This window comes from Kitasatospora indigofera, from assembly GCF_014655955.1.
Lineage (GTDB): Bacteria > Actinomycetota > Actinomycetes > Streptomycetales > Streptomycetaceae > Kitasatospora > Kitasatospora indigofera.
In genome coordinates this window covers 14,010-39,675 of sequence record NZ_BNBO01000034.1, presented here as the reverse complement: position 1 = coordinate 39,675, position 25,666 = coordinate 14,010, and the positions used below count along the sequence as shown (strand labels likewise).

Here is a 25,666-nt window from a genome sequence, read left to right as displayed (position 1 = left end):
CGGTGGCCGATGATGGCCGGATGACGGAGAACCAGGGACCGAAGTCGCTGAGCGACGATGCCGAGCTGTTCGCGATCGCCCTGCTGAAGGCCCGCCTCGCGGCCGGCTCCCCGTCGGCGGCGGCGAAGGCGTGCTCGGACATCCTCGACCGCTTCCAGGCCAGGTTCGACGAGCGGGGCCTGCGCACCCTGGCGGCCCATCTGGTCGAGGTCGCGGCCGGCCTCGCCGGCGGTCGGCTGGACGCCTTGGAGCGCCTGGAGAGGATCGAGCGCGAGGCCCTGCAACGCCAGCAGCAGCCCGGGCAGTGGCCGGCGCCCTGACCGGCGCACCCGGACCGCCCGCCGGCGGGGGCCGCCGCCGTGCGGTCGGGTGGCGCTCCACCACGTGAGCCGAGGTGCCGGGCCGTGACGGGCACACGGCTGGTCCTCCTGCGGCTGGTGCGGTGGGCCTGGCCCCGCCGACAACGCCGCGGCCCGGTTCCTGCGACCATGGCCGGCCGGCCCGGCACGTCGCCGCCACAGATCCGCGTCGGCCGGGGGCGGCGGCGCCCGGTCGCACCGGACCCCAGGGGAGGCGCACGGGTCCGCCGCCCGTGCGTGGCGCCGCACCGGCCCTTGCCCGGGCGGTGGCCGCGCTCGGCGGTGGCCTCGGCCGACGGCGTGGGCGAGGCCCCAGGCCGTCGCCGCGGCGAGCGGCAGGCCGAGCAGCGCGGTCCGTTCGCCTCCGGACCGGCTGCCCCATCAGGCCTCGGCCGGTGCGAGGGGTCGTGTTCCAGCACGATCCGGAGGACTTCGAATCGCCGCTGTGCCACCGATCCCGTTCCCGCTCCCTTGGTGGCTCCGTCGGTGGCCTCCGTCGGTCCGAGGGGCGGTCGCCGGACCGGTCAGCAGCCGCCGGCGGTGGAGCAGGAGTCCTGCGGAGCGGCACCGAGGGTGATCAGCTGCGGAGCAGCACCGAGGGTGATCAGCTGCGGTGCGGCCGGTGCCGAGCAGCAGCCGCCGCCGTCGGTCGGCTCGGTGTCGGGCTGGTCGAACAGGCCCGCGCCGCCGCACACGCCGGTCTCCGGCAGCGTCAGCTCGACGCGGGCTGCGGCCTCGTGGTCGCCGGCCAGGGCGGCGGCGACCGAGCGGACCTGCTCGTAGCCGGTCATGGCCAGGAACGTGGGCGCGCGGCCGTAGGACTTCATGCCGACCAGGTGAACACCGCTCTCGGGGTGCGAGAGCTCGGCGGCGCCGTGCGGGTAGACGGTGCCGCAGGAGTGCTGGTTGGGGTCGATCAGCGGCGCGAGTGCCACCGGCGCCTGGAGGCGCTCGTCGAGGCCGAGGCGGACCTCGGACAGGAAGGACAGGTCCGGGCGAAGCCCGGTGAGGACGATGACCTCGTCCAGTGGTTCGCTGCGGCGGCCGTCCTCCGAGAGCAGGGCCACCCGGCCGTCGGCCGGTTCGACGCCGGCGGTGCGGAACCCGGTGAGGGCGCTCGCGTGGCCCGCCTCGACGGCCGCCTTGGCCCGCAGGCCGAGCGCACCGCGGGCGGGGAGCTGGTCGGCCTCGCCGCCGCCGTAGGTCGAGCCGCTGAGGCCGCGCCGCAGGACCCAGACCGCGTGCGTGCCGGGCTCCTCCGTCGCCAGGCCGGCGAGGAGGGCGAGGGCGGTGAACGCGGAGGCGCCGCTGCCGACCACGGCGGTGCGCCTGCCCGCGTACCGGGCGCGTACGGCGGGGTCCTTCAGGTCCGGGACGCGGTAGGAGATCCGGGCGGCGTGGGTGCGCTCGCCGAGGGCGGGCAGGCCGTCGGCGCCGAGCGGGTTGGAGGTGGACCAGGTGCCCGAGGCGTCGACGACCGCGCGGGCGGTGATGCGCTGCTCGCCCCCGTCGGCCGTGGTGACGTGCACGGTGAAGGGCTGCTCGTCGCGGCCGGAGTCGACGATCCGGTCCCGGCCGGCGCGCGCGACGCCGGTGACCCGGGCGCCGTAGCGCACGCGCTCGCCCAGGACGTCGGCGAGCGGCTGCAGGTACTGCTCGGCCCAGTCGGCGCCGGCCGGGTAGGAGGCGCCGTCCGGGCGGACCCAGCCGGTGGGGGCGAGGAGCTTCTCGGCGGCCGGGTCCACCACCTCGGCCCAGGGCGAGAAGAGCCGGACGTGGCCCCACTCGCGCACCGCCGTACCGGCGCCGGGCCCTGCCTCCAGGACCAGGGGCTCGATGTTCTGCTCGATCAGGTGGGCGGCGGCGGCCAGGCCGACCGGGCCGGCGCCGATCACGACGACGGGCAGCGGACCGGCAGGGGTGTTCTCGCTCATGTCAGTGTCTCCGGAAGGGATGCGGGGTGGGTGGTGGGGGCGCGGCCGGGTCAGCAGCAGCCGGCGCCGGCGGCGACGGCCTCGCGCTCGGCGGCCGGGGCGCAGCAGGCCCCGGCGGAAGCGGCCTGCTCGGCGGTCCCGCAACAGGGGGCCGCGGCCACGGTCACCTCCACGGCCGGGCGTTCGCCGGCCGTCGGGCCGCAGCATGCGGTGGGCCGGGTGGCGGCGTCCGGGGCGGGGGCGGCGTGGTCACTTGTGGCGTTGTCACTCACGGCGTGGTCACTTGTGGCTCTGTCACTCATGGCGATCTCCTCGTCGGGCGGCACGTACTCGTCGGCGGACCGGGGGGAAGCCACCCGCTTCGCTGATTCGACGTTTGTCGATGCGTTGTCGAGCTTGCCGCTCACTTCGATGGATGTCAACATAGACATATGTCGAATCTGAAGTCGCTGGAGCTGCCGGTCGTCGAGCCCGAGGGTGCGCCCTGCTGCCCGCCCGTCACCTCGGCGGCCCTGTCCGAGGCGGACTCGGTGAAGATGGCCGCGATGTTCAAGGCCCTCGCCGACCCGGTGCGTCTGCGGCTGTTCTCCCGGGTCGCCTCCCACGAGGGCGGCGAGGCGTGCGTGTGCGACATCCAGGACGTCGGCGTCTCCCAGCCCACCGTCTCCCACCACCTCAAGAAGCTCCGCGAGGCCGGCCTGCTCACCAGCGAGCGGCGCGGCACCTGGGTCTACTACCGGGTCGCCCCCGAGGTGCTCGCCGCGATGGCAGGCCTGCTGTCGGCCGCCCGCTGAAGGCTCGCCCCGGCTGCCGGGGCTGTCGCCAAGGGCCTTTCATCGATTATCGTCGATGGTCGATGAATGAGATGCGTTCCACCACGCCCCTGATCGACGCGGAGGCCGCCCGGCGGTACGCGGCGTGGTTCAGGGCGCTGGCCGATCCGACCCGCGTCCGGCTGCTCCACCTGCTGGCCATGGAGGGCCGGCCGATGGCCGTCGGTGAGATCGTCGAACGGGCGGGCGTCGGCCAGTCCACCGTCTCGCACCACCTGAAGATCCTCGCCGAGGTGCGTTTCGTCCTGGCCGAGCGCCAGGGCACCTCCACCCGGTACGAGGTCAACCGGACCTGCCTGGCGGTCTTCCCGGCCGCCGTGCGGACGATTCTCGGCGAAGCCCCCGCCGGAGAGGGGAGCGACGGTGGCCGCTGACTTCACCGTCGCCCCGATGACCGCGGCCCACGCGCCCCAGGTCCTGGCGATCTACCGGGCCGGCATCGACGAGGGCAACGCCACCTTCGAGACCGAGGCCCCGGCCTGGGAGGCGTTCGACGCCGGGAAGCTCCCGGCCCACCGCCACGTCGCCCTTGAGCCGGGCGGCCGAGTCCTCGGCTGGGTCGCCGCGAGCCGTGTCTCCGACCGGTGCGCCTACGCCGGCGTGGTCGAGCACTCCGTCTACGTCCACCCCGACGCCCGCGGGCGCGGCGTCGCCCGGGCCCTGCTGGACGCCCTGATCCACTCCACCCAGGCCGCCGGCATCTGGACCGTCCAGTCCGGGATCTTCCCCGAGAACACCGCCAGCCTCGCCCTGCACCGGCGGGCGGGCTTCCGCGTCATCGGCACCCGCGAGCGGATCGGCCGGCACCACGGCGTCTGGCGCGACGTCGTGCTGGTCGAACGCCGGAGCCCGGTCGTCGGCTGAGCGCGAGCCGGCCGGCGGCCGCCGGCGCTGCCGAGGGTGGGCCGGCGCGGTGGTGGAAGCCGAAGTGCTGGGTGGGGGAGCGGCAGACGAGCGCAACGGCCATGAAGTCCTTGTGGATCAGGTACCACCACTTGGGGGAGTGCCCGCCCCGGGCGAGCCGGCCGCCCACACCCGGGGGAAGCCGCCCGGGGGCCCGGGCCCGCATGAGCGGCGCCCGGGTGCGCCGGACCTCGCTCAGTTCGGAGCGGCTGCGGTCGTGGTGCGGCGGCGGTGGCCGAAGACCAGGGCCACCAGGGCCAGGCCGAGGAGGCCGCCGATCAGCTGCATGCCGACGAAGCCCGGCACGGAGCCCGGGGCGATGCCGGCGAAGGTGTCGGTGAACGCGCGGCCGACGGTGACGGCCGGGTTGGCGAAGGAGGTGGAGGAGGTGAACCAGTAGGCGGCGCCGATGTAGGAGGCGACCGCGACCGGTGCGAACCGCAGGTGGTCGGTCTTCGCGAGGCCGAAGATCAGCAGGACCAGGCCGGCGGTGGCGACGACCTCGCCGAGCAGCAGGTGCCCGGCGGAGCGGTTGTGGGTCGACCACTTCACCAGCTGCTCCCCGAACATGGCGTCCGCCAGGATCGCCCCGGCGATCGCGCCGACGATCTGTGCCGGGATGTAGGCGGCGACCTCGCGCGGGCCCAGGCCCTTCGGGTCCTTGCGGCCGGTCCACCACTCGGCCAGCGTGACGACCGGGTTGAAGTGCGCGCCGGAGACGGGCCCTAGCAGCAGGATCAGCACGCCGAGGCCGAAGACGGTGGCCAGCGAGTTGGCGAGCAGCTGCAGGCCGACGTCCTTGCTGAGCTCGGTGGCCTGGATGCCGGATCCGACAACCACGGCAACGAGGGCGGCGGTGCCGACCAGCTCAGCGGCAACCCGGTTCACCAGCCTGACGGCGGGCGGCTCGACGGCCGGCGTCTCGGCCTCGGCGAAGTCGGGTCTGGCCTCGTCTATGGCGCTCACGGACGAACTCCTCGTGCAAAGGGGCGGGACAGGCCGCCGGATCGGGCTGCGGGGTTCAGCAGGACCGCTTGCGGTTTTCCGCGGCGGCTTCGCGGGCGGTGGCGGCCAGCTCGGCGAACTCCGCGGCCACGGCCTCAAGGGCGTCGGGGCGGAGCGAGTAGTAGGTGAAGCGGCCGCACGGCTCGGTGTCGACCAGCCCGGCGTCCCGGAGGATCTTGAGGTGGTTCGACAGGTTCGTCTGCCGGGCGCCGGTCTCCTCGACGAGGTGGGTCGTGCACAGCGCCTCCTGGGCGAGCAGCGTGAGGATCTGGATCCTCAGCGGGTCGGCCAGGGCCTTCAACACGTCACTGTCGACTGACATCACCATGGGCTGATACGTTAGCGGCCCTCGGCGGAAAACCCAAGCCGAACGGCCCGCCCGGGCCTGAGAAGCGCCGCGCCCCGCCGCGGGTCCCGACGAAGGAAGAGCCATGCCCACCACCGCCTCCGCGTCCGTGCTGTTCGTCTGCATCCACAACGCGGGCCGCTCCCAGATGGCCGCCGGATTTCTGCGCCACCTCGCGGGCGACCGCATCGAGGTCCGCTCGGCCGGCTCCGTGCCCGGGGACCGGATCAACCCGTCGGCGGTCGCCGCGATGGCCGAGCTCGGCATCGACATCTCCGGCCGGAAGCCCAAGGTGCTGACCACCGACGCGGTCCAGGCCTCCGACTACGTCATCACCATGGGCTGCGGCGACGCCTGCCCGTACTTCCCCGGCAAGACGTACCTGGACTGGAAGCTCGACGACCCGGCCGGCCAGGGGGTCGAGGCGGTCCGCCCCATCCGCGACGAGATCAAGCGCCTCATCGAGGGCCTGATCGCCGAGATCGACGCCGGGCGGCAGGAGAGCTGACGCCCAGGAGCGCCCCCTCCGGCGGCGGCATCCGCGCCCGCACCCGCGCGCACACCCCTCGCCCGTGGATGCCGAGGAGCCCGTGGACGCGAGAGGCCCACGGACCTCCGCCCGGGCCGGCCGCCCGTCGGCCCCCGCCCGGCCACCTGCCCACCCCGGATGACGGATGAGGCGCCGTTCACGGGGCACAAGCGTGTCCGTGGACCGGGCAACCGGTCCGTACCCCACCTCAGGTGGCCCCGCTCCGGGGCCACCGCTCGGTGGGTCGCGGCGACCGGCCGTGTTGTCCGGGCAGAGGAAGGGTGTGGGGGACGTGACGAAGGCTCTGGACGGACTCGGTGTGCCCGAAGTGGTCGAGCACCCCGCGCTGCGGGCCCGCCCGGCCCGGGGCCTGGCGGGGTGGCTGTTGCACGACAGGGTGCAGCCGGCCGGCCCGGCGGGCGGGGAGGACCACACCCGGAAGCAGGCCTGGTGGAAGGTGATGTGCCTGACCGGCGTGGACTACTTCTCCAGCCTGGCCTACGTGCCGGCGATCGCCGCCCTGGCCGCGGGCGCGGTGTCGCCGCTGGCGACGCTGCTGATCGTGGCGCTGACGCTGCTGGGGATGCTGCCGATGTACCGGCGGGTGGCGCGCGAGAGCCCGAACGGCGCGGGATCGGTGGCGATGCTGGAGGACCTGCTGCCGTTCTGGCGCGGCAAGCTGTTCGTGCTGGTCCTGCTGGGCTTCGTGGCCACGTCGTGGATCATCACGATCACGCTCTCGACGGCGGACGCGGCGGTGCACGTGGTGGAGAACCCGCTCTTCCCCGCGGCCCTGCACGGCCACGAGGTGGCCATCACGGTGGGGCTCCTGCTGTTGCTGGGCGGGGTGTTCCTGCTCGGGTTCAGCGAGGCGGTCAGTGTGGCGATCCCGCTGGTGGCGGTGTTCCTGGTGCTCAACGCCGTGGTCATCGCGGTCGGTGCGGTCGACGTGGTCACCACGCCCGGCGTCTGGCCGGCCTGGACCCACGCGCTCGCCGAGGGCGGGGGCGGCGTCGGTGCCCTGGCCGGTCCGGCCCTGCTGGCCTTCCCGCTGCTGGTGCTCGGCCTGTCGGGATTCGAGACGGGGGTCAGCATGATGCCGCTCATCGCCTCGGACGGCGCCGGGGCCGAACAGCGGCTCGCCTCGCGGATCCGCAACGCGCGGCGACTGCTGACCACCGCGGCCGTCGTGATGAGCGTCTTCCTGCTCGCCGCGAGCTTCGTCACCACCCTCCTCGTCCCCCGGGAGGAGTTCGAGCCGGGAGGGGCGGCCAACGGCCGGGCGCTGGCCTGGCTGGCGCACGAGCACGTCGGTGCGGCGTTCGGCACCGTCTACGACATCAGCACGATCCTGATCCTGTGGTTCGCGGGTGCCTCCGCGATGGCCGGGCTGATCAACATCGTCCCCCGCTACCTCCCCGACTACGGGATGGCCCCCGAGTGGGCCCGCGCGGTGCGCCCCGTCGTCCTGGTCTACACCGCGCTGTGCGTCGTCATCACGATCGGCTTCGGCGCCGACGTCAACGCGCAGGCCGGCGCGTACGCCACGGGCGTCCTCGCGATGATGGTCTCCGGCGCGTTCGCCGTCACCGTCTCCGCCCTGCGCCGCCGGCGGCGGGCGGCGACGGCGGGCTTCGCCGTCCTCACCGCCGTCCTCCTCTACGCGCTCGTCGCCACCATCGTCGACAAGCCGGACGGGATCGCCATCTCCGGGATGTTCATCGCCGGCATCATCACGGTGTCGGTGATCTCGCGCGTCACGCGCACCACCGAACTGCGGGCCGACCGCATCGTGTTCGACCCCGACGCCCGCCGGTTCCTCGCCGACACCGTCGCCCACGACCAGGCGATCAACATCATCGCCAACCGCCGCCAGGCGGGCGACCGGGCCGAGTACGCCGACAAGGAGGCCGAGCAGCGGGGCGACAACCCGGTACCCGGCGCCGCGGACGTGCTGTTCCTGGAGATCGACGTCGTCGACCCCTCCGACTTCAGCGAGACCCTGACCGTCCACGGCGTCGAGATCGAGGGCTACCGCGTGCTGCGCGCCGAGGCGCCCGCGGCCCCCAACGCCATCGCCGCGCTGCTGCTCGCCCTGCGCGACACCACGGGCATCCAGCCGCACTGCTACTTCGCCTGGGCCGAGGGCAGCCCCCTCAAGCACATGTTCCGCTATTTCCTCCTCGGCCGCGGCGACACGGCCCCCGTCACCCGCGAGATCATCCGCAGGAACGAACCCGACCCGGCCCGCCGCCCGCGCATCCACGTCGGCGGCTGAGGCGCCCGGCCCACCGGTCGGGCCGCCCGCCGGTCGGCCGGCCCGCCGCGCGGTCGCCCCCGCCGCCTGCACCGGCCGCCGGATGGGCTGTTCGGTCCAGCCGGTCCTGCCGGTGCGGGTGTGGCGGGCGCCCCAGCGGGAGGTGAGCCGGCCGACGGTGAACAGCCCGCGGCCGCCCCCGTCGAGGGCGCGCGCCCGGTGCGGACGGGGGCTGGTCCTGCTGCCGTCGGAGACCTCGCAGATCGGGCCCGCGTTGTGGATCAGCCGCAGCTCCAGCGGCGGCCGGGCGTAGCGGAGGCCGTGGCCGACGAGGTCGCCGACGACCGGCGCGGTCCGGGCGCCGGACAGCGGGACGACGTCGAACCAGTCGCGCCCGACGCGGGCCGCCGGATCGGCGGGCAGGTACCGGCTGGCCGTCTCGACGGCGGGCCGGGCGGGCGGCCGGTGCTGCAGCAGGCTCCGCTGCGGGCCGAGCGAGGCGTGCGCGGCCTGGTCGGGGGCGGCGGCTTCGACGTGCCACCAGCCGTGGCCCCGGGCGTCGGCCGGCGGGCAGCCGCGTGGCTGGACCTCCACGCGACGCCACGTCTGGTCACCGACCACGCCGCACTGCTGGAGATGAACGCCGCGGATCTGTCCGCCGTCACGGGCGTCGCGCTGCCGGAAGCACCACCGCCGCCCGGGCCGACGGCCGTGGACGCGGCGGCCATGCTCCGGGAGGCCGCGACACCCCCCCGCCGGGCAGCGGCGGCCGGCGACGGCGGGACCTTCCGTGTGCCGGGTCAGCGGATTCCGCCGGTTCGCGGGAATCGCCTTGCGCAATGGTCAAGAATCGTTGACCATTACTCGCATGCCTACCGATGAGCTTCCGGAGACGTTCCACGTCACCACGGACGAGCAGCTGCGCGCCGTCTCCAGCCTCACCCGTCACCGGATCATGGCCGTGCTCCGCTTCGAGCCGGCGACGATCACGCAGATCGCCGAGCGAGTGGGCCTCGCGAAGGGGAGTTCCAGCTATCACGTACGGCTGCTGGAGCGGGCCGGCCTGGTGAAGGTGGTACGGACCCGGAAGGTCCGGGGCGTCACCGAGCGGTACTACGCCATGGCCGCGCGGTCGATCGAGCTGCCGGATCCGGGCGAGGGAGGGCCGGACGTGCTGATGCGCCATGCGGTGGCGGACCTGGAGGCGTCGCCCGCCGACGGGGAACGGCACGTGCGGATGGCCCATCTTCGGCTCACCGAGGAGCAGTTCGCCCAGTTGGGGGCGCGGCTGGAGGCTCTGGCGGACGAGTACCGGGAGCTGTCCGATCCGTCGTTGCCGGACGCGTCGCTCGTCTTCGCGCTGTTCCGCCCGGCAGTGCTCGTGCAGGCCGAGGGGGACGCCAAGTGACCACGGATGTCGCGAAGTTGCCGTCCGGGTTCGGACGGCTGTGGACCGCGCAGACGGTCTCCTCGCTCGGTGACGGGGTGACGCACGCCGCGCTGCCGCTGCTCGCGTTGACGCTGACACGGGACCCGATGGCGCTCGCCGTCGTCACGGCCGCCGGAACGCTGCCGTGGCTGCTCCTCGGGGTGCTCGGCGGTGCGCTGGTGGACCGCTGGGACCGCCGCCGCACGATGTGGGTCGCCGATGCGGCGCGTGCGGCGCTGCTCGCGATACCCGCCGCGGCGGCCGCGCTCGACGCGCTGAGCATTCCGCTGCTCGCGGCCGTCGCCTTCCTGCTCGGCGTTGGCGGACTCTTCTTCGACACGGCCGCCACGGCCTACCTGCCCGATCTGCTCCGCCGCGACCCCGCGCTCCTGGAGCGCGCCAACTCCCGCCTGCGCGGCGCCCAGACCGCCATGTCCGGATTCGCGGGGCCGCCCGCGGGCAGTGCGCTGCTCGCGCTCGGACGGGCGGTTCCGCTGCTCGCCGACGCGGTGTCGTTCCTGCTCTCCGCACTGCTCGTCCGTACGCTGCCCGCCATGCCCCGCCCCGTGCCGGAGGTCCGCGAGTCGCTGCTGCGGCAGGCCCGGGCCGGGGCCTCGTACGTCTTCCGGGACAAGGTGCTGCTCGGGCTCGCGCTCCGGCCGGCGGTCGGGAACATCGCCTTCCTCGCCGTGGAGACCGTCCTCGCCCTCTTCGCGCACGACCGCCTCGGCACGGGCACCTACGGCTTCGGCCTGCTCCTCACGGCGGAGGCCACCGGCGGTCTGCTCGGCGCGGGCATCGCCTCCCACCTCGGCCGACGGCTCGGCACCGGCACCGCGCTGACCTGCACGGCCGCCGTCGAGGGGCTTGCCGTCCTGGGCCTGGCCGTCGCCCCGAACCCGTACGTGGCGGGGGCGGCGCTGGCCGTCTGCGGGGCCGGCATGGGAGCCACCATGGTGCTCGCGCCCTCCCTCCGGCAGGCGATCGTCCCGGCGCACCTGATGGGCCGGGTCGCCTCCACCTCCCGGATGCTGGCGATGTGCGCCGCCCCCGTCGGGGCGTTCCTCGGCGGCTGGCTGGCCACCGCGTACGACGTCCGCACCCCGCTCTACGCCGCCGGCTTCCTCCTCCTGGCGATGACGGCCGTCACGGCGTCCATGACCAGCAACCGCCGGGTCGAAGCGGCGCTGCGGGCCGCCGCCCCGGCCGCCGCCCCGGACCACCCGGCGTCCCGGGAGCCCGCCCGGGAGAGTGCCCCCGGCCTGGTGTGACGCCGCGCCGCGGAGGCGTCGCACCAGGGCCGGTGCCGGGCCCTGCGGCGGGCGGCCGGTGGCCGGTCCGGCCGGGTCTGCGGGTCGTGCCGGTGCCACCCACCCCGGGAGCGGGTGGGTGGCACCGGGCCGGACGGCCGCTCCTACGCGGAGGCGGTCAGGTTCCACCTCTGGTTGGCGCCACCACCGCAGTCCCGGATGTCGAGCCGGACGCCGTTGGTGGTGTCCGAGGCGGGGACGTCGAGGCAGCGGCCGGAGTTGGGGTTCACCAGTGTGCCGTTGACGGCCTGCCACTGCTGGGCGCCGGTCCCGTTGCAGTCCCAGAGCTGGACCAGGGTGCCGTTGGCGGTGCCCGACGAGGTGACGTCCAGGCACTTGCCGAGGACCTGCAGGGCTCCGTCGGCCGGCGTCCAGTTCTGGGCGCCGCTCCCGTTGCAGTCCCACAGGACGACCGGGTTGCCGGAGGTGGTGGACGAGGAGTAGTCGTCCACGCACTTCGCGGTGTTCAGGCCCGAGGTGATCGGCCCGGCCTGGGTGCCCGGCGCGGCCGGACCGGAGGCGTACGCCTCCAGCTCGTAGAGCCGGGTGGCCGTGTTGCCGCCGGTGTTGGACGGGGCCGAGACCACCACCCGGACGTACCGGGCGCTGCGCGCCGCGAACGGGGTGTAGGTGCGGCTGGAGCGCGAGCCGGTGACGGTCGCCGCGGTGCTCCAGGCGGCGCCGTCGGTACTCGTCTGCACCTGGAAGGCGCCGGTGTTCCAGGCGGTGTTCTCGCCGCCGAGCCCGGCGTGCTTGACGACCACCGAGGCGACCGTCTGCGCCGACCCCAGGTCGACCTGGAGCGAGGCGTTCGCCGTCGTCGAGCACCACTTGCTGTTGTTCCGGAGGGAGGAGTCGACCGCCTTGTCGCTGGACTCCGCGGCGGCGCACGGGGCCGAGGCAGTGGTCGCCCGGCCCTGGGCGAGGTTGGTGCCGAGCTCCGGGGCGGCGGGCACGGGCGTCGCGCCGTCCTCGAAGGAGGGCGGTACGTCCGAGGCGCCGGTGCCCCAACTCGTGCTCGGCGCCGCGCCCATGGTGAAGTCCAGGGTGGCTCCGGCCGCGACGTCGGGGTAGCGCAGGTAGTTGTGGCCGGTGGCCGTCCCGTTGACCTTCAGCCCCTGGACGTAGGAGCCGGCTCCGGTGGAGTTGACGGTGATGTTCCCGCCCGGACGCTGGATCAGGACGGACGGGAAGGACGGGCCGTGCACGGCCAGGGTGTCCGCGCCGGGGGTCGAGGGGTAGAGGCCGAGGGCCGCCCAGACGTACCAGGCCGAGGTGGCGCCGAGGTCGTCGTTGCCCGGCAGCCCGCCGGCGCCGGTGGTGAAGGACTCGGTCATCACCTTGCGGACCGCCGCGGAGGCGCCGGCGGGGTAGCGGGCGTAGTTGTAGGCCCACGGCACGCCGTGCTCGGGTTCGTTGCCGATGTAGTAGTACGGCAGGCTCTGACCGGCGTTGACCTGGGTGAAGTGGTGGTCGAGCCGCTGGACGGCGGTCTGCCGGCCGCCCATGTCGTTGATCAGGCCGGCGAAGTCGTAGGGGACCATCCAGGTGTACTGGGCGGCGTTGCCCTCGGTGAAGTCGGCCTGCGCGGCCGGGTCGAGCGGCCACTTCCAGCTGCCGTCGGAGTTGCGCGGCTGGGTGTAGCCCGACTCGGTGCTGAAGGTGTTCCGCCACCACTGCGCCCGGGTCATGTAGGCGGAGTGGTCCGAGGTGCTGCCGAGGGCCTTGGCGAACTGGGCGACGGCGAAGTCGGAGGCCGAGTACTCCAGCGAGTCCGAGGGCGCGCCGGGCAGGTAGTGCAGGCTGGTGTACGTGGACTGGTTGCCGCGGATCGGCGAACCCTGGGCGGTGCCGCCCTCGGAGGCCTTCTTCATCAGGGCCAGCGCGGCCGCGGTGTCGAATCCCCGTGCCCCGAAGGCGTACATGCTGCCGACGATGATGGGCCCGGGGTCGCCGGTCATCACGAAGTCCTCGTTGGTCTGCTGCGACCACTTGGGCAGCAGGCCGCCCTGCTGGCCGTCCAGGACCATCGACTTGGCGATGTCGGAGGCTTCGGTGGGGGCGATCAGCGCGATCAGCGCCGCCCAGGAGCGGTAGATGTCCCAGCCGGAGTAGTTCTGGTAGACCGGTCGTGAGGAGTTGTGCACCGCGCCGTCGAAGCCCCGGTAGTCGCCGTTGACGTCACTGGCGATGTTGGGGCTCTGGAAGACGTGGTAGAGGGCGGTGTAGAACTTCTTGAGGTCGGTGGCGGAGCCGCCGGTGACCCGGGCCCGGTCGAGGATCTGGTTCCAGGAGGCGTCCGCCGCGGAGCGGACGGCGCCGAAGTCCCAGCCGTTGTTCTCGGCGACGAGGTCGGCCTGGGCGTTGGCGATGCTCACGTAGCTCAGGGCCACCTTGAACTGCACCGTCTGGGAGCCGGTGGTGTCGAAGGTGACGTAGGCGCCGGTGTTGGTGCCGGAGGTGCTCGCCGAGCCGGCGCTCACCGTGCCGCCCGCCCAGGTGCCGAAGCCGCTCGGGGCGCGGTCGAAGCGGATGTCGAAGTAGATCTGGTAGGTCTTGGAGGAGCCGCAGAAGCCGCCGGCGGTGACGCTGCCGGTCACCTCCGAACCGTTCACCTTGACCGAGCCGCCGCGGTTGCCGGTGGCACTGCGGCTGGTGTTGATCAGCAGCTGCGAGGCGGCCTGCGACGGGTAGGTCAGCCGGCCCATGCCGGTCCGGGTGGTCGCGGTCAGCTCGACGTCGGTGGCGTACCTGTCCAGCCGGTTCTTGTAGAAGCCGGGCGAGGCGGACTCGTTGGACTTGGTGTAACCCGAGGCGTAGCCGGTCCAGTTGGTGCCGGGCGAGGCGCCGAGGGCGCCGGTCACCGGCAGCAGTGGCAGGTCCTCGTTGTTCGGGCAGCCGGCTCCGTCGAAGTGGGTGAGGCTGAAGTCCTCGATCGAGGTGTCGGAGTTGCGGTAGCCGGACGGTGAGGCGGTCGGCGTGTCGGGGCTGAACTGCACCCCGCCGAAGGGCACCACGGCTCCGGGGTAGGTGGAGCCGCCCGCGCCGCCGCCGACGGGGTTCGGGGCGTTGCTGTCGTCGGTGCCGATGAACGGGTCGACGTACTGGGTGAGGTTGGGCACCGCGGCGTGCGCCGGGGCCGTGGCGAGCCCGCCGGCGCCGAAGGCGGCCAGCAGGACGCTGCTGACCACCGCGGCGGCGCGGGACCTGAGGACGGTTGAGAGCACGGGGACCACCTTCGAGTGGAGACGGATCGCCGCGGGGGACCGGCGGCAAGCGGTCTCAGGGGTACGGTCATTGCTCCGAGCGGATGGGAACGTTACCAAGCGAGACGCAATTGTTCCGACGCGGTGAATTGCCCGTCAAGACCATGACACAACATCAACTACCAGCGTTTTAAGGGAGTTGATGATTCATTCGATGGTTGCGCGAGTATTGACAGGCCGTCACGTACGGCAGCAGACTCCGGTCACCCGCGTGAACGTTACCAAGACGGGTCCGGAGGCCAGCCTGATGACAGAACCCCTTTTGGAAGCCCGGAAGGTGAGCAAGCGCTACGGCCAGGTGCACGCCCTCCAGGGCGCCGACTTCACCGTCCGCCCCGGCGAGGTGGTCGCCCTGATCGGCGACAACGGCGCCGGCAAGAGCACGCTGGTCAAGACGCTGTCCGGCACCGTCCGTCCGGACAGCGGGCAGATCCTGGTGGCCGGCGTGCCCGTCGAACTCGGCAGCCCGCTCGACGCCAGGCGCCACGGCGTGGAGACCGTCTACCAGGACCTCGCGCTCGCACCGGACCTGGACGCGGCGGCCAACCTGCACCTGGGCCGGGAGCTGTACCGGCCCGGACTGCTCGGCCGGCTCGGTGTCCTGGACCGCGCGGCCATGCGCCGTTCGGCGGTCACCGCGTTCGCCGAACTCGGCGTCGACCTGCGGGACGTCGGTGTCCCGGTGGCCTCCTTGTCCGGCGGCCAGCGGCAGTCGGTCGCGGTCGCCCGCGCGGTGGCCTTCGCCAACCGCATCATCTTCATGGACGAACCGACGGCGGCCCTGGGCGTGGTCCAGCGCGGCCGGGTGCTGGAGACCATCAGGCGGGTCCGCGACCGGGGCGTCTCCGTGGTGCTGATCAGCCACAACATGCCCGAGGTGCTCTCGGTGGCGGACCGCGTCGAAGTCCTGCGGCTGGGGCGGCGGGTGGCGGTCTTCGAGGCCGCGCACACCTCGGTGGAGGAGCTCGTGGGAGCGATGACCGGCGCGCTGGACCCGGTGCCCGCGGAACCCGGCCCCACCGGGTCCGGCCCCGCCCAGTCCAGCCGCAACGGATCCGACCCGACCGGATCCGACCCGACCGGATCCGACCCGACCGGGTCCGATCCCGCAGCACCCGGCGCCGCCGGGCAGCCCTCCGCGCCGGGGAAGCCGGCGCGGCCCACCCCCGGCCCCGAGGACGGTGCCCTGTGAGCACGCACGTACCCGGCGAGGCCGACCGGGCCGCCGCACCCGCCCCGCTCCGGCCCGGGCGCACCCTGCCCGGCTGGGTGCGCCGGATCGCCGCGATGAACGAGACCTGGACCTTCGGCGTCCTGGTCCTGCTGGTCGCGTTCTTCACCGCGGCCCGGCCGGACACCTTCCTGACCCGCTACGACATCACCCAGATCGCCACCAACGCGGCCATCTACCTGGTGCTCGGCGTCGGCATGACCTTCGTGATCATCGTCGCCGGCATCGACCTGTCCGTGGGTTCCGTCCTGGTGCTGTCCGCCGTGCTGTCCGCGGAGTACACCATCCATCACGGCGGCGCGGGGTCCGGCTGGGGCACGGTCGCGGTGTCCACCCTGATCGCGCTGGTCACCGGCGTGGTCTGGGGCGGCCTGCAGGGCTGGCTGGTGGCGAAGGCGAAGGTGCCGCCGCTGATCGTCACCCTCGGCGGCTTCGGGGCGGCCCTGGGCCTCGCGCAGATCATCACCGGCGGCCAGGACCCGACCGGTGCCGTCTCCGGCGAACTCCAGCACAGCATCGGCTTCGGCAAGCTCTTCGGCCAGATCCCCTGGCTCGTGGTCATCGCGTTCGCCACCACCGTCGTCTTCGGCCTGGTCCTCGCCTTCACCCGGTTCGGCCGGTACACCTACGCCATCGGGTCGAACCCGGAGGCCGCCCGCCGGGTCGGCATCGACGTGGACCGGCACCTGGTCAAGATCTACGCCCTGACCGGCCTGCTCTCCGGGCTCGGCAGCGTCATGTGGCTGGCCTACTTCGGCACCACCTCGATCGCCGGGCACTCCAGCGACAACCTGAAGGTCATCACCGCCGTCGTGCTCGGCGGAGCCAGCCTGTTCGGCGGCCGCGGCAGTGTGCTCGGCACGGTCATCGGCGTCTTCATCCCGGCGGTGCTCACCACCGGACTGATCATCATGGACGTCCAGCAGTACTGGCAGGACGTCGCGATCGGCATCGTCCTGGTCGCGGCGGTCTACCTGGACCAGTTCCGCAGGCGCGGCCGCGAACGCGGCTGAACCCACCCCTCCCGCCGGTTCTCCCCTTCCAGGAACCCTCCCGCAGAAGGAAGTTCACCATGCTCGAATCCAGTTCGACCAGAACGCTGGCTCGCGGTTGCGCCGTCCTCGCCCTGGTGGTGGCCGGCACCACCGGCTGCGACAGCGGCGGCAGCGGCCCGGCGGCCGCCAAGTCCACCACCCTGAAGCTCATCACCGGGGTGAAGAGCGACCCGTTCTACATCACCATGGCCTGCGCGGCCCAGGAGCAGGCCAAGAAGCGGGGCGTGAAGCTCACCGTGGACGGCTCGGCGCAGTGGGACGTCGCCGTGCAGCGGCCCATCGTCGACTCGGTCGCCGCGACGCGCCCCGACGGCCTGCTGATCTCCCCGGTGGACACCGCGGCCCTCACCCCGTCGCTCGCGCAGCTGCAGAGCGCCGGCACCAAGGTCGTCCTGGTCGACACCACCGTCAGCGACAGCTCCATCGGCGTCTCCCGGATCTCCTCCGACAACGAGGCCGGCGGCCGCACCGCCGCCAAGGCACTGGCCGGACTGATGGGCGACAAGGGCTCGGCGATCGTGATCAGCGTCAAGCCCGGCGTGTCCACCACGGACGCCCGGATCAAGGGCTTCACCGAGGAGATGAAGACCGGCCACCCCGCCATCACGCTGCTCCCGGTGCTCTACGACAACGACCTGCCGGCCACCGCCGCCTCGCAGATCCAGGCCACCCTGGCGGCGCACCCCGACCTCGGCGGGGTCTTCGCCGGCAACACCAACACCGCGCAGGGCGTCGCCACCGGTCTGCAGGCCGCGGGCAGGCAGGGCAAGGTCAAGGTCGCCGCCTTCGACGCGGAGCCCGACGAGGTCACCGCCCTGAAGAGCGGCACCCTGGACATCCTGGTCGCCCAGGACCCGGCCGGCATCGGGGCCCAGGGGGTCGACCAGGCGATCGCCGCCATCGAGAAGAAGGAGGTGAGTGCGCAGATCGGCACCACCATGGTGGCGATCACCAAGGCGAACATGGACGACCCGGCGGTCAGCAAGTACATCTACAAGGAAGCCTGTTGAGCCTCTGACGGCGGGCCGGCGGCGGGCCCCGGACTCGCCGCCGGGCGCGCCGGGGCCGGCTCCGGTCACCGGTCGCGCGGACCGGCTCGCGCCGGGGCCGGCCGCCTGTGCGCCCTGACCGTGCGCCAGGCCCTCGGGCCCGGACCCGGAACACCCGGCCCCGACCGGCACTTCGGCCCGTCCGGGAGGTCGAGCACCGTAGGATTGCACACTCCAGGGGCGCTTGGGCGGACCGGGAGCGTGCCGAGGAGGAGGCCTGTGAAGCGCCCGACGATGAAGGACGTGGCCCAGGCGGCGGGGGTCAGTCTGATGACCGTCTCCCGGGTGATCGCCGGCGAGCCGGGAGTCTCGCCCGACACCGCCGCGCGGGTCGAGCAGGCGGTGCGCAAGCTCGGGTACCAGCGCAACGACAACGCGCGCAACCTGCGGCAGAAGAGACCCGGGACGTCCACCATCGGCCTGGTGGTGGACGACCTCGCCAACCCCTTCTACGCCCTGATGGTCCGTTCGATCGAGGACGAGGCGCACCGCCGCGGCTACGTGGTCCTGGTCGGCAGCACCAACGACGAACCGCGCCGGGAACGCGAGGTCATCGCCGCGTTCACCGCCCGGCAGGTGGACGGCCTGATCATCGTCCCCACCATCGGCGGCCACGGATTCCTCAAACCGCCGATGGAGGCCGGCACCCAGGTGGTCTGCGTGGACCGCCCGGCCCGGGACCTCGACGTCGACACCGTCACCGTCGACAACCGCGACGGGGCCCGGGGCGCCGTCACCCACCTGCTGGGCCACGGCCACACCCGGATCGCCTACCTCGGCGACCGCTACGAGATCTGGACCCAGTCCGAGCGCTACGCCGGCTACCTGGACGCGCTCACCGCCCACGGCCTCGCGGTCGACCCCGACCTCGTACGGCACGGGCTGCGCTCCCACGGCGACGCGCAGGACGCCCTGGCCGGCCTGCGCGTCCTGCCCGACCCGCCGACCGCCCTGTTCAGCAGCAACGACGTCATCACCCTGGGGGTGCTGGACGGCCTGGACCACCCCACCCCGATGGCCATCGTCGGATTCGACGACCTGCCGCTCGCCAAGCAGCTCGACCCGCCGCTGACCGTCGTCAGCCAGGACCCGGTCGCGGTCGGCAGCACCGCGGCCAACCTCCTGTTCGCCCGGATAGACGGCGACCGGTCCGCCCCCCGCAAGGTCGTCCTGCTCACCCGCTTCATCGCACGAAGATCGGGGGAACGGCCCGTCCGGCGGCTGTCCCGCTGACCGGTGGCCGCGTCGGGGAGCCCGACGAGCGGCACGGGGTGCGTGCGGTGGCCCGCGCTCCTCGGTGGACACCCGGAACTCATGCCGGCCGGTGGCGGGTTGCGTCCCGCCCCATCGAGGGGCGAACTGCGCGCGGCTGGAAGGGAACTGATGAGTATTGAGGACTCCGTTCCGTTGCGCGAAGCGGTATTTCGTGGCCTCTCCCAGCGGCCGTTACGGTCGGATTCATGGAGTGGAACTTTCGGACGGCCGGAGAACTCGCGGCCGCCATGCGTGCCGGTGACGTGACCTCGGCGGAACTGACCGACGAGGCGATCGCCCGCATCGAGCGGGAGGACGGGGCCGTCAACGCCATCTGCGTACCGGACTTCGACCGTGCCCGGGCCGCGGCGCGGGGCGCCGACCGGGCGCGCGCCCGCGGTGAGGACCGGCCGCTGCTCGGCATCCCGGTGACGGTCAAGGAGTGCTACAACACCGCCGGGCTGCCCACGACCTGGGCGATGCCGCAACACCGGGACCATGTGCCGGCCGAGGACGCGGTCCAGGTGGCGCGGCTCAGGGCCGCGGGCGCGGTGGTGCTGGGCAAGACCAATGTGCCCGTCGGGCTGCAGGACATCCAGACCTTCAACGAGATCTACGGCACCACCAACAATCCGTGGGACCACGGTCGCACGCCCGGTGGATCATCCGGCGGATCGGCGGCGGCTCTGGCGTCCGGATTCGGCGCGCTGTCCATCGGCTCCGACCTCGCCGGTTCGCTGCGCACACCCGCGCACTTCTGCGGCATCCATGCGCACAAGCCGACCCTCGGGCTGCTGGCGAACCGCGGCATGGTCGCGCCGTCCAGCCCGGCCTGGCCGGTCGACCTCGACCTCGCCGTCGTCGGGCCGATGGCACGCGGTGCCCGCGACCTCACCCTCCTGCTCGACGTCATGGCCGGCCCGGACCCGCTGACGCACGGCAAGGCGCACCACTTGGCGCTGCCGCCCGCGCGCCACGAGCGGCTCGACGGGTTCCGGGTCCTGGTGCTGGAGGAGCACCCGTTCATCCCGACCGGGGCCGCGGTGCGGGCGGGCGTGAACCGGGTGGCCGACGCCCTCCTCGACGGCGGCGCCCGCGTCGAACGGCACACTCCGCTGCTGCCCGATCTGGCCGAGGCCGCGACGCTCTACACGCAGTTCCTGTTCTCGGGTTCCGTGGCGCACTTCCCCGTCGAGGCGGACGAGCAACTGCGGGCCCGGGCCGCCGGACTGAGCGCGGACGACCGGAGTCTCGACGCGGCGCGGCTGCGCGGCATGGTGCTCAGCCATCGCGACTGGATCGAGGCGGACGGCCGTCGCGAGCACCACCGCCACGGTTGGCGGCAGCTCTTCGCCGAGTTCGACGTGGTGGTGTGTCCGATCACGCCCACTCCCGCGTTCCCGCACGACCACACCCCCGATCCGAGGGAACGCCGGATCGACATCGACGGCGTCGACCACCCGTACTTCGACCAGCTCGTCTGGGCCGGTCTGGCCACCATGCCCGGCCTGCCCGCCACCGCCGTACCGGCGGGCCGGTCCCCCGAGGGCCTGCCGGTGGGTGTCCAGCTCATCGGTCCGATGTACGAGGACCGCACCCCGCTGCGGCTGGCCGAACTGCTTGAGCAGAGGACCGGCGGCTTCCAGGCACCGGGGTAGGCCCACTACCGCCCTTTCGCAGAGGCCGAGTTCACCGGCGCGGCTCGGCGGCCCCGGGGAAATCCCTTGGAAGCCGGGCACCGGCCGGGCCATGAGTTCCGCGGCCGTGTCGGCGAACTCCTGCCGGCCGGCGAAGGGCGGCCTACTGCGTCACGCTCGCCACTCCTTCGCCGGTGAGTGCGCCGGACTCTTCGCCGTGCTGGCGGCCGGGCGCTGATCCTCCCGACCCGGCCGCCGGGCGCGCCCACGGCTGCGGCGGACGTCGTGGTGGCGCAGGGCTCGGGGAGGGCCGAGGTTCTGCCCTGCGTACGGATCAGCCGGTGCGCCGGACGGCGATGACGTTGTCGGTGACGGTCGCGGTTCGTCCCCCGGGGCCGGTGGCGGTGCGCCGGGGTGCGTCGCCACGTACGACGTGCCAGGAGTCGTCGAGCCGGAGCGAGGCGATGACGTCGGCGGGGGCGGGGTATTCGACGTCCTGGCCGGCCTGCCAGGACCAGGGGGCGGTGGAGGCGTGTTCGATCACGACCAGCAGTCCTCCGGGGGCCACGGCACGGGCGGCCCGGCGCAGCACGCCGTCGCGGGAGATGGTGACCGGGGTGTGGAAGTAGGTGGCGGTGACCAGGTCGTAGGCGCCGGCGGGGAACGTTTCGGCGAGGTCGTGCCGCTCGGGGTGGACCCGCTCGGTGACGCCGGCCGCCGCCGCGCCTGCCGCGACGCGGTCGAGAGCCGTCCGGGAGACGTCGACGGCGGTGACGTCCCAGCCCCGGGCGGCGAGCCAGAGGGCGTCGCCGCCGTGTCCGCAGCCCAGGTCCAGGGCGGTGCCCGGGGTGGGGGCCAGGTCAGCGAGCAGCGCGGTCAGGACGACGTTGGGCCGGGTGCCCCAGTCAGCGTCCATGGCGGCGTAGTGCCTCTCCCAGAAGGCGGCGGACTCGTTGGCGCTGGTCATGGGCGGGGGCCTTTCGGTACGGGCGGCTACGGGACGGCGGTGCTGGTACGTCGTGGTGGCGGTGGTGCGCCGGCCGTCGCACGTGACCCTCCGCCGGACGGTCCGCGGCACGGTGCCGCTGCGGGCGGCGGGGGAGCCGGTGAGGGCTGAACCGCCGGTGCCGTTCCTCACCGGGGCCGGAGAGGTGGACAGGTGGGAGGCGGACCGCCGGGTGATCGGCCAGGCCGCCGGTACGACACTGCGCCACCTGCTGCCGGTGTTGCAAAGCCCCGTGCCGTTTCAGCATGCTGGTGGACATGGGCGACACGGACGGCACCGAGAAGAAGGACCGGCTGGCCGCCGTCGGGCCGCGGCTGCGGGACCTGCGCCGGCGGCACGGCCTGACGCTGGCCGTCCTCGCCGAGCAGACCGGGATCAACGCGAGCACGCTCTCCCGGCTCGAAGGCGGCACCCGCAGGCCGACCCTCGACATGCTCCTGCCGCTCGCCGAGGCCTACGCCGTTCCCCTGGACGAACTCGTCGGCGCGCCGCGCACCGGTGACCCGCGCATCCACCTCAGGCCGGTCACCCGCAACGGCATGACCTTCGTGCCGCTCAGCCGGCCCGGTGGCGTCCAGGCCCACAAACTCCTCATCCCGCCCCGGCCCGGCACCGAACCGCGGCCGGCCACCCACGAGGGCTTCGAATGGGTCTACGTCCTCGCCGGCCGCCTGCGCCTGCTGCTCGGCGACGAGCGGGTGATCCTCAAGCCCGGCGAGGCCGCCGAGTTCGACACCCGGGTACCGCACTGGCTCGGCCCCGACGACGACCGCACGGTGGAACTCCTGGTCCTCTTCGGCGCCCAGGGGGAACGGGCCCACCTCAGGGCCCGCACCACCTGACCCCCGCCGGCGCGACCGCGCGACCGCGCCGTCCTGGACCGTCCGCGGCCGGGCCGGCCGCGTCCCGCGCGACGGCCACGAGGCTGCACCCCTCGCCGGAGCCCTCACCCCCGGACGCGGTGGGCGCCCCGCTCAGGTCGTCCCGGGCGGCAGTCCGGCCCGTCCGAAACCGGCGCCGGGGGCCTCCGGCCCGACGCCCCCTCTGCTCAGGTGATGACGACCGGGCCGGGGCAGCCGGGGATGAATCCGGAGTCGTGGATCACCAGCGGGTGGGTGCAGAGCCGGCTCGGGCACGTGAACCGCCGCCGACGCACGCGGGTCGGGAACGCGGGTCGGGCGGGCACTGCCGGGTTTGGGTCTGCCCGGCCGGGGGGCGCCGCTTCGGCTCCGGGATCAACTCGTCCGGTGCGCCGTGCGGGTCCGCGGAGGCGGGAGGCGGAACAGGCCGCCCAGCCTGCGGAGGGCCTGCGGGTCGCCGGAGGCGGACGCCGTGCCGCTCTCGATCGCCTGCGCGAGGGTGAGGCTCTGGTCGGTCAGACGCAGGAACGCCTCCTGGCTGATCGTGACGGTCGCGTCCGGGTGCTGGGCCGGTCCGTGCAGGGCCTCGACGGCCCCGCCGTCGATGCGGGCGTGGAACAGCTCGTCGTCGACGCGGAACTCGTAGACCGCGTTGAGTCCGGCGGCGGCCTCGGGGTCGAAGCAGGCCCGCAGGCCGAGCACGGCCCAGCCGGGGTGGAAGGTCTCGTCCTCGCGTCGTTCGCCCAGGGCCCACTTCAGGCCCCAGCGGGCGAGCTGCAGGATCGCCGGCCCGAGCTCCTCACCCGCCTCGGTGAGGGCGTAGGCGGGGGTCCGGGCGGGCGGCGGCAGCACGACCCGGTGCGCGAGCCCCTCGCGTTCGAGGTGCTTCAGGCGGGCGGCGAGCAGTCCGGTGCCGAGGCCGCGCAGACTCGCCTGCAGGTCGCCGTACCGCTTGGGGCCGGTCAGCAGTTCGCGGATCAGCAGCAGCGTCCAGCGCTCGCCGACGAGGTCGAGGGTGCGCGCGGTCGCGCAGTACTGGTTGTACGTTCGCTGTTCCACTTCACCATCCTAGACTTCGCGCTTCCTGTTCCTGAACCAACTCCCTTCCGCGGAGGGGAGTTGCGGGGCCGTCGTGGTGAGTCCTCCGGTCGACGTGTGTGCATCTGATGGTACGTCATTGACTTCTTGATTTTGAAGTGCCAGATTCTGAATCAAGAAGCGACGAAGGGATGTTCGGCATGACCAAGGCGCGATACACGGCACAGGCACACGTCGTCGGAGGCAGGAACGGCCACGGCCGCACGCAGGACGGCAGGCTGGACCTGGACCTGCGGCAGCCCGAGGAGCTGGGCGGCGACGGTGAGGGCGTCAACCCCGAGCAGCTGTTCGCGATCGGCTTCGCGGCCTGCTTCGGCACGACGGTCGAGCTGGTCGGGCGGCGCAGCGCGCTCCGGGCGGACGACGTGGAGATCGACTCCTCCGTCTCCCTCGTCCCGGTCGACGGCGGACGCCTCCAACTCGCCGTCGAACTGCGGATATCGTTGCCCTCGCTCACCGCCTGGCAAGCGGCCGAACTGGTCAGGACCGCCCACCAGGTCTGCCCGTACTCCGGTGCCACCCGCGGCAACATCGAGGTCGCCCTGGTGGTCAACGGCACCCCGCTGTGACACCGGCCCGCTCCCCTTGCCGAGCGGAGCGGGCGTCAGCGCCGGACCACTGGGGAAGGGCACACTGGCGAGCATGCCTCTCGCACTGCATCACATCGTCATCGACGCCCGGGACCTGCCCGCGCTGGCCCGGTTCTGGGCCGGAGTGCTGGGCTGGCGGATCCTGTCCGAGCGGGACCGGGAGGTCGTGATCGGGCCGGACCCGACGGCCCCGGTGGGCATCTGCTTCATGCCGGTGACGGACCGCAAGGTCACCAAGAACCGTCTGCACCTCGATCTGACGTCCGCCGCGGAGGACCGGGAGGACGAGATCGAGCGCATCCTCGCACTCGGCGCCCGCAGGGTGGACGTCGGACAGAGCGGCGACGAGTCGTGGACCGTCCTGGCGGATCCGGAGGGGAACGAGTTCTGCGTGGTCCGCCCGAAGGACACCCTCATCGGCTAGCGACCGGGCCCGGCGCCGGACGGCACCGGAACCGGGCCCGAACTCCCGCCGGACCGGCGGCCCCGGCCGGTCGGGGCCGCCCGTGTGGCGGCTACCGGGCTGGTCGCGTCGGCCCGCCCCTCAACGGGAGCCGACGTGGTCGGTGATCAGGTCGACCAGGCCGGAGAGACCCGACGTCGCGAAGGTCCGCCGCTGACGCTGCGCACCGTTGCCCTCCCGCAGCAGGCGGTGCAGCCCCGCGCTCACCTGCCGGGTGTCCCCGGCCTCCTCCAGCGCCTCGGCCGTGTGCTCGACCAGCCGGGCGACGACGTCGCCGACCCGGCGGAGCCGGCCGGTGAACGGGTCGTGGAGCTCGTCGCCGAGCCCGTGCCGCGCGGCATGCCAGCCGGCGCCCGCCAGGCTCTCGGGTTGCCGGTCGGGCAGCGGGCGGCCGGCCGCCTCGTCGCGGAGCGCGGTGGTGGTCAGCGCGCGGACCAGGCCGGCCAGCATCACGGCGTCGTCGGTGCGCAGCTGTACGTCCGTCGCGCGGATCTCGACGGTGGGGTACCGGGAGGACAGGCGGGCCTGCCAGTACAGCTGCCCGAGGTCCCGGACCATCCCGCTCTCCCGCAGGGCGAGGGTGCGGCGGTCGTAGTCGTCCGGGTCGGCGAACAGCGGCGGTATGCCGGTGATCGGCCACCGGCCGAACACGACCGTGCGCCAGCTGGCGAAACCGGTGTCGGCGCCGTTCCAGACCGGGGAGTTCGCGGCCAGGGCGACCAGCACCGGGAGCCAGGGCCGGAGCCGGTTCAGGACCGCCACCCGCAGGCCCCGGTCGGGGATGCCGACATGGACGTGCATGCCGTTGACGAGTTGTTCGTCGGTGAGAATCGGTGCGTCGGCGTGCATCGCCCGGTAGCGGGGTGCGGGTGTCACGGGCACCGGACCGTGTCCCGGCAGGGGGGCGGCGCCGCTGGCCGCCAACCGGCACCCGGCCGCCTCCGCGGCCTCGCCGAGGGCGTGCCGCATCCGCAGCAGGTGGCCGCCCACCTCCTCCAGCGTCCCGCACACCGGAGTGGCGACCTCGGCCTGCGCCTGCAGCAGTTCGTGCTGGACCTCCTCCGGGTCCAGTGCCGACCGGATCCGCGCCGCGGCGAGGACCTGCTCCGCGCGGGCCGCCGGCCGCCCGGTCAAGGGGTCGAGGAGCAGGTACTCCTCCTCGACGCCGACGCTCGTCATGTCAGTTCCTCGCGGTCGTGGGACCGGGTCCTCGCACTCGCGGGACCGGGGCGGGCGCCCGGTGCGCGCCCTG

The 25,666-nt window shown here is 73.5% G+C and carries 25 protein-coding genes; 17 read left to right on the top strand and 8 right to left on the bottom strand.

Annotation, left to right across the window (positions count from 1 at the left end; genetic code table 11):
• Positions 1 to 20: 20 nt before the first annotated feature.
• On the top strand, positions 21 to 320 hold the full coding sequence (locus tag IE329_RS25535) for a hypothetical protein (protein WP_190213317.1): 300 nt from the start codon (positions 21 to 23) through the stop codon (positions 318 to 320).
• A gap of 563 nt (positions 321 to 883) precedes the next feature.
• Here IE329_RS25535 and IE329_RS25530 read toward each other — a convergent pair.
• A complete protein-coding gene (locus tag IE329_RS25530; protein WP_190213316.1) occupies positions 884 to 2,293 on the bottom strand; it encodes an NAD(P)-binding domain-containing protein in 1,410 nt (469 codons plus the stop codon).
• 50 nt (positions 2,294 to 2,343) lie between these two features.
• On the bottom strand, positions 2,344 to 2,595 hold the full coding sequence (locus tag IE329_RS25525) for a hypothetical protein (RefSeq protein WP_190213315.1): 252 nt from the start codon (positions 2,593 to 2,595) through the stop codon (positions 2,344 to 2,346).
• Positions 2,596 to 2,724: 129 nt separating this feature from the next.
• On the opposite strand from IE329_RS25525, the gene IE329_RS25520 reads away from it, so the two are divergent.
• From IE329_RS25520 to IE329_RS25510, 3 genes are all read left to right on the top strand, one after another.
• Positions 2,725 to 3,087, top strand: coding sequence for an ArsR/SmtB family transcription factor (locus IE329_RS25520; RefSeq protein ID WP_190213314.1), 363 nt, complete (start codon positions 2,725 to 2,727; stop codon positions 3,085 to 3,087).
• A 62-nt stretch (positions 3,088 to 3,149) separates the two neighbouring features.
• Positions 3,150 to 3,500: an ArsR/SmtB family transcription factor gene (locus IE329_RS25515; RefSeq protein ID WP_190213313.1), complete on the top strand. Its 351-nt coding sequence runs from the start codon at positions 3,150 to 3,152 to the stop codon at positions 3,498 to 3,500.
• Between the two features lie 16 nt (positions 3,501 to 3,516).
• Positions 3,517 to 3,990, top strand: coding sequence for a GNAT family N-acetyltransferase (locus tag IE329_RS25510; protein WP_190213365.1), 474 nt, complete (start codon positions 3,517 to 3,519; stop codon positions 3,988 to 3,990).
• 234 nt (positions 3,991 to 4,224) lie between these two features.
• Here the strand turns inward: IE329_RS25510 and IE329_RS25505 are convergent, their stop codons facing one another.
• Complete coding sequence (locus tag IE329_RS25505) at positions 4,225 to 4,995, bottom strand: aquaporin (RefSeq protein ID WP_190213312.1); 771 nt, start codon at positions 4,993 to 4,995, stop codon at positions 4,225 to 4,227.
• 55 nt (positions 4,996 to 5,050) lie between these two features.
• The gene (locus IE329_RS25500) at positions 5,051 to 5,362 is read right to left on the bottom strand and encodes an ArsR/SmtB family transcription factor (protein WP_190213311.1); all 312 of its coding nucleotides are present in this window, start codon (positions 5,360 to 5,362) and stop codon (positions 5,051 to 5,053) included.
• 103 nt (positions 5,363 to 5,465) lie between these two features.
• On the opposite strand from IE329_RS25500, the gene IE329_RS25495 reads away from it, so the two are divergent.
• From IE329_RS25495 to IE329_RS25475, 5 genes are all read left to right on the top strand, one after another.
• Positions 5,466 to 5,888, top strand: a complete 423-nt coding sequence (locus tag IE329_RS25495) for an arsenate reductase ArsC (RefSeq protein ID WP_190213310.1) — start codon at positions 5,466 to 5,468, stop codon at positions 5,886 to 5,888.
• 313 nt (positions 5,889 to 6,201) lie between these two features.
• The gene (locus IE329_RS25490; protein ID WP_229927748.1) at positions 6,202 to 8,187 is read left to right on the top strand and encodes an APC family permease; all 1,986 of its coding nucleotides are present in this window, start codon (positions 6,202 to 6,204) and stop codon (positions 8,185 to 8,187) included.
• Between the two features lie 300 nt (positions 8,188 to 8,487).
• On the top strand, positions 8,488 to 9,048 hold the full coding sequence (locus tag IE329_RS25485; protein WP_190213309.1) for a hypothetical protein: 561 nt from the start codon (positions 8,488 to 8,490) through the stop codon (positions 9,046 to 9,048).
• Positions 9,035 to 9,574, top strand: a complete 540-nt coding sequence (locus IE329_RS25480; protein WP_190213308.1) for an ArsR/SmtB family transcription factor — start codon at positions 9,035 to 9,037, stop codon at positions 9,572 to 9,574. Before IE329_RS25485 ends, IE329_RS25480 begins: the two co-directional genes overlap by 14 nt.
• Entirely contained in the window at positions 9,571 to 10,866 is a 1,296-nt protein-coding gene (locus tag IE329_RS25475) for an MFS transporter (RefSeq protein ID WP_190213307.1), read from the top strand. The genes IE329_RS25480 and IE329_RS25475 overlap by 4 nt, the downstream gene beginning before the upstream one ends.
• A gap of 143 nt (positions 10,867 to 11,009) precedes the next feature.
• Here IE329_RS25475 and IE329_RS25470 read toward each other — a convergent pair whose 3' ends face one another.
• Positions 11,010 to 14,132: a GH92 family glycosyl hydrolase gene (locus IE329_RS25470; protein WP_190213306.1), complete on the bottom strand. Its 3,123-nt coding sequence runs from the start codon at positions 14,130 to 14,132 to the stop codon at positions 11,010 to 11,012.
• Between the two features lie 286 nt (positions 14,133 to 14,418).
• Here IE329_RS25470 and IE329_RS25465 point away from each other — a divergent pair, with 286 nt between their 5' ends.
• The 5 genes from IE329_RS25465 to IE329_RS25445 all read left to right on the top strand — a co-directional run bounded on the left by IE329_RS25465 (position 14,419) and on the right by IE329_RS25445 (position 20,418).
• Complete coding sequence (locus tag IE329_RS25465; RefSeq protein ID WP_190213305.1) at positions 14,419 to 15,363, top strand: ATP-binding cassette domain-containing protein; 945 nt, start codon at positions 14,419 to 14,421, stop codon at positions 15,361 to 15,363.
• Positions 15,360 to 16,415 carry an ABC transporter permease gene (locus IE329_RS25460; RefSeq protein WP_229927747.1) on the top strand — a complete coding sequence of 352 codons (1,056 nt, stop codon included), beginning with the start codon at positions 15,360 to 15,362 and terminating at the stop codon, positions 16,413 to 16,415. The genes IE329_RS25465 and IE329_RS25460 overlap by 4 nt, the downstream gene beginning before the upstream one ends.
• 59 nt (positions 16,416 to 16,474) lie before the next feature.
• Positions 16,475 to 17,467, top strand: coding sequence for an ABC transporter substrate-binding protein (locus IE329_RS25455; protein WP_190213304.1), 993 nt, complete (start codon positions 16,475 to 16,477; stop codon positions 17,465 to 17,467).
• 258 nt (positions 17,468 to 17,725) lie between these two features.
• Entirely contained in the window at positions 17,726 to 18,739 is a 1,014-nt protein-coding gene (locus IE329_RS25450) for a LacI family DNA-binding transcriptional regulator (RefSeq protein WP_229927746.1), read from the top strand.
• 227 nt (positions 18,740 to 18,966) lie between these two features.
• Positions 18,967 to 20,418, top strand: a complete 1,452-nt coding sequence (locus tag IE329_RS25445; RefSeq protein ID WP_190213303.1) for an amidase — start codon at positions 18,967 to 18,969, stop codon at positions 20,416 to 20,418.
• Positions 20,419 to 20,731: 313 nt separating this feature from the next.
• Here IE329_RS25445 and IE329_RS25440 read toward each other — a convergent pair whose 3' ends face one another.
• Complete coding sequence (locus tag IE329_RS25440; RefSeq protein WP_190213302.1) at positions 20,732 to 21,364, bottom strand: class I SAM-dependent methyltransferase; 633 nt, start codon at positions 21,362 to 21,364, stop codon at positions 20,732 to 20,734.
• A gap of 296 nt (positions 21,365 to 21,660) precedes the next feature.
• Between IE329_RS25440 and IE329_RS25435 the strand changes: the two genes are divergently transcribed.
• Positions 21,661 to 22,245 (top strand): helix-turn-helix domain-containing protein, encoded by a 585-nt coding sequence (locus IE329_RS25435; RefSeq protein ID WP_190213301.1) that lies wholly within the window; start codon positions 21,661 to 21,663, stop codon positions 22,243 to 22,245.
• Between the two features lie 393 nt (positions 22,246 to 22,638).
• Here IE329_RS25435 and IE329_RS25430 read toward each other — a convergent pair whose 3' ends face one another.
• Positions 22,639 to 23,322 carry a winged helix-turn-helix transcriptional regulator gene (locus IE329_RS25430; RefSeq protein WP_190213300.1) on the bottom strand — a complete coding sequence of 228 codons (684 nt, stop codon included), beginning with the start codon at positions 23,320 to 23,322 and terminating at the stop codon, positions 22,639 to 22,641.
• 179 nt (positions 23,323 to 23,501) lie between these two features.
• Here IE329_RS25430 and IE329_RS25425 point away from each other — a divergent pair, with 179 nt between their 5' ends.
• Together IE329_RS25425 and IE329_RS25420 are read left to right on the top strand one after the other, a co-directional pair.
• Complete coding sequence (locus tag IE329_RS25425; protein WP_190213299.1) at positions 23,502 to 23,930, top strand: organic hydroperoxide resistance protein; 429 nt, start codon at positions 23,502 to 23,504, stop codon at positions 23,928 to 23,930.
• A 73-nt stretch (positions 23,931 to 24,003) separates the two neighbouring features.
• The gene (locus IE329_RS25420) at positions 24,004 to 24,375 is read left to right on the top strand and encodes a VOC family protein (protein ID WP_190213298.1); all 372 of its coding nucleotides are present in this window, start codon (positions 24,004 to 24,006) and stop codon (positions 24,373 to 24,375) included.
• A 120-nt stretch (positions 24,376 to 24,495) separates the two neighbouring features.
• On the opposite strand, the gene IE329_RS25415 is transcribed toward IE329_RS25420, so the two are convergent.
• Entirely contained in the window at positions 24,496 to 25,593 is a 1,098-nt protein-coding gene (locus tag IE329_RS25415) for a carboxylate-amine ligase (protein ID WP_190213297.1), read from the bottom strand.
• Positions 25,594 to 25,666: the final 73 nt, after the last annotated feature.

Bases quoted from the DNA above. Each gene is read 5' to 3' on its own strand.
- IE329_RS25535 (WP_190213317.1), top strand. From the start codon at position 21: ATGACGGAGAACCAGGGACCGAAGTCGCTGAGCGACGATGCCGAGCTG.
- IE329_RS25530 (WP_190213316.1), bottom strand. From the start codon at position 2,293: ATGAGCGAGAACACCCCTGCCGGTCCGCTGCCCGTCGTCGTGATCGGC.
- IE329_RS25525 (WP_190213315.1), bottom strand. From the start codon at position 2,595: ATGAGTGACAGAGCCACAAGTGACCACGCCGTGAGTGACAACGCCACA.
- IE329_RS25520 (WP_190213314.1), top strand. From the start codon at position 2,725: ATGTCGAATCTGAAGTCGCTGGAGCTGCCGGTCGTCGAGCCCGAGGGT.
- IE329_RS25515 (WP_190213313.1), top strand. From the start codon at position 3,150: ATGAATGAGATGCGTTCCACCACGCCCCTGATCGACGCGGAGGCCGCC.
- IE329_RS25510 (WP_190213365.1), top strand. From the start codon at position 3,517: ATGACCGCGGCCCACGCGCCCCAGGTCCTGGCGATCTACCGGGCCGGC.
- IE329_RS25500 (WP_190213311.1), bottom strand. From the start codon at position 5,362: ATGGTGATGTCAGTCGACAGTGACGTGTTGAAGGCCCTGGCCGACCCG.
- IE329_RS25495 (WP_190213310.1), top strand. From the start codon at position 5,466: ATGCCCACCACCGCCTCCGCGTCCGTGCTGTTCGTCTGCATCCACAAC.
- IE329_RS25480 (WP_190213308.1), top strand. From the start codon at position 9,035: ATGCCTACCGATGAGCTTCCGGAGACGTTCCACGTCACCACGGACGAG.
- IE329_RS25465 (WP_190213305.1), top strand. From the start codon at position 14,419: ATGACAGAACCCCTTTTGGAAGCCCGGAAGGTGAGCAAGCGCTACGGC.
- IE329_RS25455 (WP_190213304.1), top strand. From the start codon at position 16,475: ATGCTCGAATCCAGTTCGACCAGAACGCTGGCTCGCGGTTGCGCCGTC.
- IE329_RS25445 (WP_190213303.1), top strand. From the start codon at position 18,967: ATGGAGTGGAACTTTCGGACGGCCGGAGAACTCGCGGCCGCCATGCGT.
- IE329_RS25440 (WP_190213302.1), bottom strand. From the start codon at position 21,364: ATGACCAGCGCCAACGAGTCCGCCGCCTTCTGGGAGAGGCACTACGCC.
- IE329_RS25435 (WP_190213301.1), top strand. From the start codon at position 21,661: ATGGGCGACACGGACGGCACCGAGAAGAAGGACCGGCTGGCCGCCGTC.
- IE329_RS25425 (WP_190213299.1), top strand. From the start codon at position 23,502: ATGACCAAGGCGCGATACACGGCACAGGCACACGTCGTCGGAGGCAGG.
- IE329_RS25420 (WP_190213298.1), top strand. From the start codon at position 24,004: ATGCCTCTCGCACTGCATCACATCGTCATCGACGCCCGGGACCTGCCC.
- IE329_RS25415 (WP_190213297.1), bottom strand. From the start codon at position 25,593: ATGACGAGCGTCGGCGTCGAGGAGGAGTACCTGCTCCTCGACCCCTTG.